The organism is Alishewanella tabrizica (assembly GCF_014652375.1).
GTDB classification, from domain to species: Bacteria; Pseudomonadota; Gammaproteobacteria; order Enterobacterales; family Alteromonadaceae; genus Alishewanella; species Alishewanella tabrizica.
On record NZ_BMYR01000023.1, the window covers coordinates 1 to 8,540 of the forward strand.

At 41.4% G+C, this 8,540-nt stretch carries 14 protein-coding genes; 13 read left to right on the forward strand and 1 reads right to left on the reverse strand.

What is annotated here, in order from left to right:
• Positions 1–136: 136 nt before the first annotated feature.
• The 13 genes from IE070_RS16245 to IE070_RS16305 all read left to right on the forward strand — a co-directional run bounded on the left by IE070_RS16245 (position 137) and on the right by IE070_RS16305 (position 8,269).
• Positions 137–373, forward strand: a complete 237-nt coding sequence (locus IE070_RS16245; protein ID WP_189484236.1) for a hypothetical protein — start codon at positions 137–139, stop codon at positions 371–373.
• A gap of 96 nt (positions 374–469) precedes the next feature.
• Entirely contained in the window at positions 470–832 is a 363-nt protein-coding gene (locus IE070_RS16250; RefSeq protein ID WP_189484237.1) for a hypothetical protein, read from the forward strand.
• A 90-nt stretch (positions 833–922) separates the two neighbouring features.
• Positions 923–1,357, forward strand: a complete 435-nt coding sequence (locus IE070_RS16255) for a hypothetical protein (protein ID WP_189484238.1) — start codon at positions 923–925, stop codon at positions 1,355–1,357.
• 85 nt (positions 1,358–1,442) lie between these two features.
• The gene (locus IE070_RS16260; RefSeq protein ID WP_189484239.1) at positions 1,443–2,018 is read left to right on the forward strand and encodes a hypothetical protein; all 576 of its coding nucleotides are present in this window, start codon (positions 1,443–1,445) and stop codon (positions 2,016–2,018) included.
• A 378-nt stretch (positions 2,019–2,396) separates the two neighbouring features.
• Positions 2,397–2,771: a nuclear transport factor 2 family protein gene (locus IE070_RS16265; RefSeq protein ID WP_189484240.1), complete on the forward strand. Its 375-nt coding sequence runs from the start codon at positions 2,397–2,399 to the stop codon at positions 2,769–2,771.
• Positions 2,772–3,358: 587 nt separating this feature from the next.
• A complete protein-coding gene (locus IE070_RS16270; RefSeq protein ID WP_189484241.1) occupies positions 3,359–4,042 on the forward strand; it encodes an NADPH-dependent FMN reductase in 684 nt (227 codons plus the stop codon).
• Positions 4,043–4,140: 98 nt separating this feature from the next.
• Positions 4,141–4,554, forward strand: coding sequence for a hypothetical protein (locus IE070_RS16275; protein ID WP_189484242.1), 414 nt, complete (start codon positions 4,141–4,143; stop codon positions 4,552–4,554).
• Between the two features lie 101 nt (positions 4,555–4,655).
• Positions 4,656–4,988: a hypothetical protein gene (locus tag IE070_RS16280; protein WP_189484243.1), complete on the forward strand. Its 333-nt coding sequence runs from the start codon at positions 4,656–4,658 to the stop codon at positions 4,986–4,988.
• Between the two features lie 92 nt (positions 4,989–5,080).
• Positions 5,081–5,443, forward strand: coding sequence for a hypothetical protein (locus IE070_RS16285; protein ID WP_189484244.1), 363 nt, complete (start codon positions 5,081–5,083; stop codon positions 5,441–5,443).
• 108 nt (positions 5,444–5,551) lie between these two features.
• The gene (locus IE070_RS16290) at positions 5,552–6,166 is read left to right on the forward strand and encodes an FMN-binding negative transcriptional regulator (RefSeq protein WP_189484245.1); all 615 of its coding nucleotides are present in this window, start codon (positions 5,552–5,554) and stop codon (positions 6,164–6,166) included.
• A 31-nt stretch (positions 6,167–6,197) separates the two neighbouring features.
• The gene (locus IE070_RS16295) at positions 6,198–6,593 is read left to right on the forward strand and encodes a VOC family protein (RefSeq protein WP_189484246.1); all 396 of its coding nucleotides are present in this window, start codon (positions 6,198–6,200) and stop codon (positions 6,591–6,593) included.
• 159 nt (positions 6,594–6,752) lie between these two features.
• A complete protein-coding gene (locus IE070_RS16300; protein WP_189484247.1) occupies positions 6,753–7,364 on the forward strand; it encodes an RDD family protein in 612 nt (203 codons plus the stop codon).
• 38 nt (positions 7,365–7,402) lie between these two features.
• Complete coding sequence (locus IE070_RS16305; protein WP_189484248.1) at positions 7,403–8,269, forward strand: hypothetical protein; 867 nt, start codon at positions 7,403–7,405, stop codon at positions 8,267–8,269.
• Between the two features lie 46 nt (positions 8,270–8,315).
• On the opposite strand, the gene IE070_RS16310 is transcribed toward IE070_RS16305, so the two are convergent.
• Positions 8,316–8,540 (reverse strand): glutathione S-transferase N-terminal domain-containing protein (locus IE070_RS16310; protein WP_189484249.1); only part of this gene is annotated, 225 nt, incomplete at its 5' end.

An 8,540-nucleotide genomic window follows, 5' to 3' on the forward strand; every position in this document is an offset into this window, starting at 1 on the left:
TTTGTTTTGACACTCTCAGTGTGGCACATCGATGCCGGATAGTGAGGGGGAGTCCATGTTATTGCCTAAAGCATCGAGGCTTTCAGCCGCTTTTCTGTCCGCCCCAAAGCTTTGCGTTATATACATAAGGAAGTTTATGCGTAAATTCATATTACTGTGTTTAATTGTCGTTTCACTGTCTTCATGCGCTTCTCACCACGTTGCAGAGAGAGGCTGTGAATTTGTTACTGGTGCTCACGAGTCGGAGCAGAAAAGAAAAAATAAGAATGAGCGCAATGGCGAGAAGCATCAAAAAGATAATGTCGATGTTATCAATGGCATATTAGCGCTTTTCACAATTAACCTATCGGATAAAGAAGAAAAGTGCATATAAAAATGCGCATCACTCATGGCATGCGGCCGCTGGTTCGCCAACCGCGTTGCGGTCGACGCCCGAGTGCTTTGCGTTAGGTATTAATAAGGACATTAGATGGATTTTCTGACTCGTCACGTTTGGCTAAAAAGAGCACTGATGCTCTTAGCTATTTTAGTAGCAACACCATTTGCTGGTTATCTGTTGCTGTTTGTTGAAGTTGCAGGGTTAGAAGTTGCATTTTCTTGTTTGATAATTTTGCTTAAGCCTTTTATCACTTGGGCACAGTTTCAAATAAACATGATAAGGGCAACCTTTAAAGCTATATCAAACAATTTTCATAAGCATCTTGCCAGTCGTCCAACAGTATATTTTTCTCATGCTGCCGGTAGCGCAGCATTTTTTGCAATTACCGGTGTTATGTTTGTATCGGTTGCCGTTTGGCTGCCTTTGTTCATGGTTGGTGCGCAGTATGCCTAACAATATGCAGCACTCGCTCCCGTTGGTCGCTGGGACGCCAAAAATCCCGCCCCTTAGCCAAAAGTTATCCGACAAACTAGGTTCGCCAGTATGCTACTAAGTAATGAGAATTTTCGGGATGCCGTCCTACTAGAGTTTGGGTTTCTGGAAAACGATTTCCGCCTAAAAAATACTTCTAGCGAGCATGAAAGCGAACAATTTATGGTTTGTTACAAAAGTGCTACTGTTCAAGTTATCGTTGAAGGGATAAATTGGGGCGAGAATGCCCGAGTTGCAGTTGGTAGTTGTATAGGCTTTCAGAATTTCGATCTCTACGATTTGGTGAAAGCTAAAACTGGTGAATATCCAACACAGAGCATCGCTTCTTTTAGCCAAATAGCGCAATTGCCTCTGTTGGCTATGTTGTTAAAAGAACACGGTGAGCAGGTTTTAAATGGTGATTTCACAATATTTCCGTCAATAACGGAAATTGTAAAAGCAAGAGTAGCCAGCTTCGATGATGGTATTGAGCGAATTGTCATATAACAATTGCCAATACAACGCGCTTGCGGCGTTCGAAACAAGTTGCTCGCGTATCTGGCGGGCGTTATAAACCTATGGAGAGTTTGGCATGAAGCTGACCATTATTTCTTTTATTACATTGTTTTTACTCGGCTGCGCAGCGGCTGGTGTTCCTTATACAAATGATCCAATGACAAAACTTAATTACGCATATCAGCTAATGGGAATGCAAGGTAGAGGTTTAGCTGCTGAAAAACTTGGACTAGAGGCGCTAGCTGATTTAGAAAAGTCTAAAGATATCTATGGTATTGCAGAAGCTCATACATTCCTTGGAGTGTTTTATAAGAATAGAAGTTACCGAGAACACAAAGATTTTTATATAAGACACAATGAATATGACCCTACTGCATCAACATCAATAAAACACTTCGAATTAGCCGTTCAAGCGTTTGAAGCAGACGGTGATTACTGGGGGGTATCGAAGGCTCTGTTTGAGATGGGTAATGCCTATCTATCAGATAATAACTCCGCAAACGGCTGCTCAAAGTTTGAAGAATCACTGACCATATATCGTAGCGATAAAAATGTGTTTAAAGGCCGGGTTCATCCTCACAATCCTGCTTTTAAAACTTTCGACGCGATGGTAGAGGCTTTTACTGAGAAATATTGTGCAAAAGGTGTATAACAAACGCAGTCACAAACGGCCACTGCATGGCTTGGACCTCAACCGCAGCAAGGGTTTTGGCCTGTGCTGCGGGTGTTAAAACTTGGAAGGGTTAAGTTTATGAACCAACAAAAAATCGGAAAAGCTTAAAGTGCTAGTTGAAAAGGGTAAATGGTCATATGCCTTTAAGCATGGTGTGCTTCATTGTGGAGTGCAAACAGCTATTCTTTGGTCAGTGCTGATGCATTCCTAGATACTGAGCCTTTTAACGAGAGAATATTGGTTGCTATAGTAGTATTTCCAAACATGTAACAGTTGGCTACGTTTCGCTTCGCTACAAAATTTTAGCCAACGACTACTTAGCCTGTTATTTGAGTATTAGGGTTACTTGGAGATTGGGTGGAAAATTTAAAGGCGACGCTCATCGAGTTAGAAGAGCATTTATTTAAGGCTGAGATCAGAGCTTCACACGGCGAATTGGATGAACTAATTGCGGATGAGTTCATTGAAATTGCTGGTTCTGGAGTTCGATTTGGAAAAAAAGAAGTGCTGGAGCGTCTGCCATCAGAATTGCCTCCTAAGATCAGTGCATTTGAATATGAATTGAGATGTTTAGCGCCAAATTGTGCTCAGTTACTTTACAAAGCTGTAATGGTAAAAGGGGGTGATACAACCGCGATTTACTCATTAAGATGTTCAATATGGTCTCTGATAAATGGGCGGTGGCAAATGATCTTCCATCAGGGCACCTTATGTAAACCATTTGAGTCGTAACAGCTTTTAGTCTTTCAGTTAAGGTGCAGAATTGGAATCAATCGATCTTAGGCCGTTAGTAGTATCCATAGGTCTTATAATTTCATTCGTCTCATATGTGTTCAAAAGCAAACCTGCTGCTGGTCCCGCTGCTGTGGGTTTCGGCTTGTTCTGCGAGCGTTATACATTTTAAAGGGGTTAGCGGTGGGGTACTTTCCTTTTTTATTACTTGTTATGGTAATGCCGCTTGTCTTAGTGCCGGTGATTTTGTTGCCTGCACTCTTGTTACTAAGAGCCCGACTGGTTAAATCACTACTAATTTATATTGCAGTTGGGGCTTCCGTTGGCGGTTTGCTAGGGGGTGTTTTTAGCTATTCATTTTATGCACTTAGTAATGAGTTTAATAGTTACTATGTGTTTTTAACGTTGGTTTCAGTACTGATGGGCGCTGCAGTTTCGTTCTTTGCATGGCGTTCAGTTCACGGGCGAAAAGTTGTATAACAGGCAGTTAAAACATCGAGGCTTTTGGCTGCTGGACTTGCAACACGTTGCTCGGGGTTGTGGCGAGCATTTAATGGCAGAGAGTATGCATTCCATATGGAGTTCTTATGAAATTATTAGTTCTTTTGGGTACCGTGCGTGAAAGCACGCCTCCGACCCCAGCTCGACTGGGTGTTCGTGTAGCGAAAGCGGTTCTTGAATGCTTAAAGAGTCGATGTGAAGGCCATGAAATAGAGCTTATTGATGCTAAAGATTATCCAATTGAGGCTGTATTCAAGCCGCTTTTCGCCTATCCCAAAAGCAAGGCTCCTTCACAGCTCGTCGAGCTTGCTGAAAAGATTGAAAGTGCCGATGGGTACATTATGGTCAGTCCCGAATATAATCACTCAATGAGTCCGGCGCTTGCCAATCTTTTAAATCATTTTGGCAGCTCTTTATTTTCTTATAAGCCAAGTGCCATCGTCACATACTCATCAGGCCAATGGGGCGGGATGCGTGCAGCAATTGGAATGCGTACATTTCTCTCAGAGCTTGGCTGCCTGCCGGTCTCTTCGATGATACATGTGCCTAAAGCTCAAGAAGTATTTACAGCGGATGGGGCAATGCAGGGCGGGGAAGACAAGCACCGCTGGTTCGATTATTTTGCACGAACATTCAACCAATTGATGTGGTGGGCCCAGGCGGCCCAAGAATATCGATCACAAGTAGATCCGCATAAGTTAGTAAAAGACTTTAAGAAAGACCCCTCTGAGCGAAACGCGCCATCGGCTGGTGCTTCTGAAAATATTTGATAGTGTCGGATCCAAGGAGATTAAAATAAAGCGGCTAAACACCTTTTGCAAAAATCAACCACAACATTGGCAGGTGTTTTGAAAAAAGGACTAAGTAGATGGATCAAATTAAAAATCGAGTAATCGCCGTTATTTTTGGTATTGCGCTGGCGTATGCGTCAATTGTTATTGCCGGCATCGGTGCTGCAGTAGTAATACCGGCTGAGGCGCTAAAGCCCATTGCACAAATATCTGGCTTGCTTGCCATTACACTCGTTGACTTGTTTACAATCGCAGTGCCACTGTCGGCAGCATTTTTAGTCGTAGCGTTTGCGAGTAAAGTGTTTATTAGGAAGCCAGATTTCACTTTTTATGCATTATTACTCGTGCCTTTAATACTGTTGCAGCTATATTTTGTGGCGCAATCTCAGCCTCTAATGTTCCATACAATCGTTACAACATTGCCACGTTATTTTTTATTGGCAGTATGTTTTTGCCTGTTGGTTCGCGGCAGTAGACAAGTAAATGCCTAAAAATCAAAGATTATCGCCAGCAAAGCGTGCGTAGGGTGCTTCTACCCGTTGCGCGGCGTAGCGTGTTAAATTAAAGCGTATGTATTTTAGGAGTTGATGAGATGGATGGTTATTTGGACTCTTTTTACACAATATTTATGGACGTTTTGACTATAGTTTTATCTTCTCCGGTACTAATAGTTGTCTGTATTGTTCTACTGTTATTGAAATCTATGTGGTATGAAAAAAGAATTCGTTACTTGGAGATCACATTAAGTTCACTCAGTAAGCTTGCAGGTGTTGAGTTAAACGATCCTGCTCTTGTCCCGCCTGAGGTGCGTAAGGCGCTTAATGATGGCCATAGATTAAAAGCTATTAGGCTTTATCGCAAAATCACAGGTGCAAATTTAAATGATGCAACAGAGGTGGTGGATGTGTTGCTTAAAAAAGCATAGCAACGTACTTGCTAATATTTAATAAATACAGCTAAAGCGGCCTCGACTCGCTAAGATTGGGTGTTTTTTGTTATAAATTTTTGGAGGCTGAATTGAAAGAGTTGTCATCAAAGCAGTGGTTTTTGTGTGTACTTTTTATCATGCCAATTACGTTTTATCTGATTGAGCTTTTCTTTGGAGATGCGCAAGCAACAATAGCCTCTCTCGTATTTTATACCTTTTCTTCAGCATTGGGTGTGATGCTTGGCTATGTATTGTTTAAAAAATGCATCATCAAAATAAGTTATTTTAAAGCTTTTTATTTGTTAGTTTTTATTATCGTCGTGTTGTCAGTGAGCATGCTTTCATTACTGACGAGTTTCCTAGGTTTCAATCAGTCAAATATTATAATTTCCAAAGTGGTAATTTTATCGTTTAGTTCATCATCATTTGTTTTTGCTTTTAAGTGTAAGTAATAATAAAAATTTATTATCAGCTTTGTTAGTAAAGACAGTTCAGGCATTATTAAAATAACACGGTTATAACGTGTGATGACTGCCACTTGATAACAGCGATTGAGAATTATGTATATACCTAAACACCTCGAACTAAAAGATCCTTATGTTCTTAACGAGTTATTGGCTGAAAACAGCTTTGCCATGTTAATTAGTGCGGATCTTACTGCAACACATTTACCGCTTATTTATGAGCCTGATGATAATGGGCTAGGATTTCTGTTTGGTCACTTTGCAAAATCTAATGCACATTGGCAACGTGTTGAGAACCAGCGCGTACTGGTTATTTTTCAGGGGCCACATGCTTATATTTCGCCCACTTGGTATGTGACTAAACCTGCTGTACCCACGTGGAATTATGTCGCAGTTCATTGTTATGGTTACTTAACGTTGCTAAATGATGAAGAGAATCAGCTTGCCATGGCTAAACTGATTGCCAAGTATGAACCTGAGTTGTTAGAGAATACTGCTGTTATGCCAGATGATTATCAGCTCAAGTTGCGTAGTGGTGTGGTCGGTTTCAAAATTGCCATAGAGGAAATACAAGCCAAAGAAAAATTAGGTCAACATCGTAAAGCGGAGGATCAAATAGGGGTATTTGCTGGACTGCAAGACGCTAAGGAGATAAACGCTGCAAATTTGCGCGCTTATATGGAAAAGCGTAAAGTGGGTATTGGCAGTTAACGCTATCAATTCCTCGTTTAGGAGAAACCGTATGCTAACCAACCCTGTTGTGCATTTTGAAATTTATGTTGCCGATATGACACGTGCAAAGGTGTTTTATGAGGCCGTTTTTGAAACAGTGCTGCAAAATATACCCAGTCCGATCCCTGATGTGGCAATGGATATGTGGTGTTTCCCGATGGATAAAGAGTCGGGTATGACACAATACGGCTCGGGTGGGATGTTGGTGAAAATGGAAGGCTTTTCGCCTGGTGTTGGCGGTACCCTGGTGTATTTTACCTGCGAGGATTGCGCTGTAGTCGCTACGCGTGCGGCAAAACAGGGCGGTGAAGTCGTTCAACAGAAGCAATCTATAGGTGAGCATGGATTTTGCGCGCTGGTGCGTGACACTGAAGGAAACCTAATAGGCCTGCATTCGATGCAGTAAAGTTTTGCTGCTGACGCTATTTATTGACTTAGCTTATCGTTTGTAAAAGGCATTTGGTTGGTCAATTTTAATTACTACGTATCAACATACTTCTTTTTTGTTAACAATTTGGTTTTTTTATGCGATGCTTCGCTTCATTAGTGTTGTAAAAGGATCTTTATGGATATCAATGTTGATTATTCATCTTACACCCTTGAAGAGTTGTATTCTGCTGCTGAGTCGATAAATAGCGAAGCTTACCCCGATAGAGCTCAAGAAATTCATAAGTTTATAAAAGAGAAAGAAGCGCAGTTGCAGACGCAGCCTGAGGTTGCCCCCTCAAGTAGGGTAGGTACGCAAGCATCGCGGATCGATAGATTGTTTGCGGTGGTGGTGGATGGTTTGATTAATATATTGGCTTCACTTCCTTTAATTTTTTACTTTGGTTTAGACGTATTCCGAGAGCCCACCTTACAAGTAACACTGGTAAGTTTTTTGTATGGCTTTCTGATATTTGCTGTACTGCACGGGTATTTGCTTTATAAAAATGGCCAGACTATTGGCAAGTACCTGTTGTCGATTCGTATCGAAAATGTGGATGGTACTAAGGCAGATTGGAAAAAAATCGCTTTTTTACGATTACTGCCAATAATGCTTATTTACCAATTTAGTCTTGGGTTTATTGGTCCCCTGATTGCCGGATTGATTAATCCACTGTTGATTTTTGGCAAGTCACAAAGATGCTTGCATGACTATATTGCAAACACCAAGGTAAGCTATTGCGCTGATTAGTTTTTTTAACGCATTTTAATAGGTAACAGGACATTGTGATGGATAGAGCTGGGGCGTTAAAAGCGATAAGAAAGGGGGCTATCGCAGCAATAATTTCGGGCACCGTTACCCTGTTTGTTGTGGGGATGGCGTTGTTTTCTGATGCTGAAGGTGATTTAGCCTTTTGGAATGATCCGTTTAATCTTATCGATGTGCTGTTGATATTTTTTTTAGCTTTTGGCATCTACCGCAAGTCACGCACTGCTGCGGTATTACTTTTTATCTATTTTATTTTTGCCAAAATTTTTATTGCGCTATCCGTTGGGCGAATGCAAGGATTGCTAGTCAGTCTGATTTTTCTGTATTTTTACGCCAGAGCTATTCAAGGGACTTTCGTCTTTCACCGGCTGGAAAAGCAGGAAAATCCGGATTATAAGACATCATCGGTTTGGTACTTAATTGCGGGTATTCCGTTGGGGTTATGTTTCTTGTTGGCGCTAGGTTTTGGCATGCTCACCGTAACCGGCGCTTTTCCCTCAACCGAGGTGTTGGCGGGGGACAAAGTACCCGCTAATCAGCTTGCCACGTTAGTAGAACACAATATTGTCGAAAGTGAGGAAGAAATAGCCTATTTCTATTCTGCGGGTATGTTTTCTATCTTGGTCGATGGCAATTTGCTAACTGATCGCAGGGTGGTTTCTTACTTTAAAAATGCCGAAGGTGAGTTAGAAATATATGATTTGTATTTTACGGATATTGAACATGTTGAATTAGTTCAGCAGGGTAACTTGTTAACCAACAGTGTTTATCAAATAAACGCTTATGCCGTTGATACGTGGTTTCAGATAGTGCTTTCGGCTGAAGCCGAAGGTGATAAAAAGTTTATTGCCGCTTTGCAACAGAAGATTTTAGACGCGCGGCAATAAGTGGTTATCAAGGCTGCTTGGTTTATCTTTGTCGAACTTAGTTAACTTAAGCCGCAAAGCGTTGCTGTAAATACGCAATAATATCTTTGGACTCATATAACCATTGTACTTGGCCGGTTTCGGCATTGTCAGGGGTGATCTGCAAACAGGGCACGGTTACCTTGCCACCTTGCTGTTGCAATTCACTACGAAAACCAGCGTTATGCTGTAGTGGCACACTGAATTTGGCCACCTGATTAGAGGTGTTATGATACACCTCGTATGATATTAG

Excerpts from the sequence above, each read along its gene's own strand:
- IE070_RS16275 (WP_189484242.1), top strand. The coding sequence starts at position 4,141 with ATGGATCAAATTAAAAATCGAGTAATCGCCGTTATTTTTGGTATTGCG.
- IE070_RS16260 (WP_189484239.1), top strand. The coding sequence starts at position 1,443 with ATGAAGCTGACCATTATTTCTTTTATTACATTGTTTTTACTCGGCTGC.
- IE070_RS16300 (WP_189484247.1), top strand. The coding sequence starts at position 6,753 with ATGGATATCAATGTTGATTATTCATCTTACACCCTTGAAGAGTTGTAT.
- IE070_RS16290 (WP_189484245.1), top strand. The coding sequence starts at position 5,552 with ATGTATATACCTAAACACCTCGAACTAAAAGATCCTTATGTTCTTAAC.
- IE070_RS16305 (WP_189484248.1), top strand. The coding sequence starts at position 7,403 with ATGGATAGAGCTGGGGCGTTAAAAGCGATAAGAAAGGGGGCTATCGCA.
- IE070_RS16250 (WP_189484237.1), top strand. The coding sequence starts at position 470 with ATGGATTTTCTGACTCGTCACGTTTGGCTAAAAAGAGCACTGATGCTC.
- IE070_RS16280 (WP_189484243.1), top strand. The coding sequence starts at position 4,656 with ATGGATGGTTATTTGGACTCTTTTTACACAATATTTATGGACGTTTTG.
- IE070_RS16255 (WP_189484238.1), top strand. The coding sequence starts at position 923 with ATGCTACTAAGTAATGAGAATTTTCGGGATGCCGTCCTACTAGAGTTT.
- IE070_RS16270 (WP_189484241.1), top strand. The coding sequence starts at position 3,359 with ATGAAATTATTAGTTCTTTTGGGTACCGTGCGTGAAAGCACGCCTCCG.
- IE070_RS16245 (WP_189484236.1), top strand. The coding sequence starts at position 137 with ATGCGTAAATTCATATTACTGTGTTTAATTGTCGTTTCACTGTCTTCA.
- IE070_RS16295 (WP_189484246.1), top strand. The coding sequence starts at position 6,198 with ATGCTAACCAACCCTGTTGTGCATTTTGAAATTTATGTTGCCGATATG.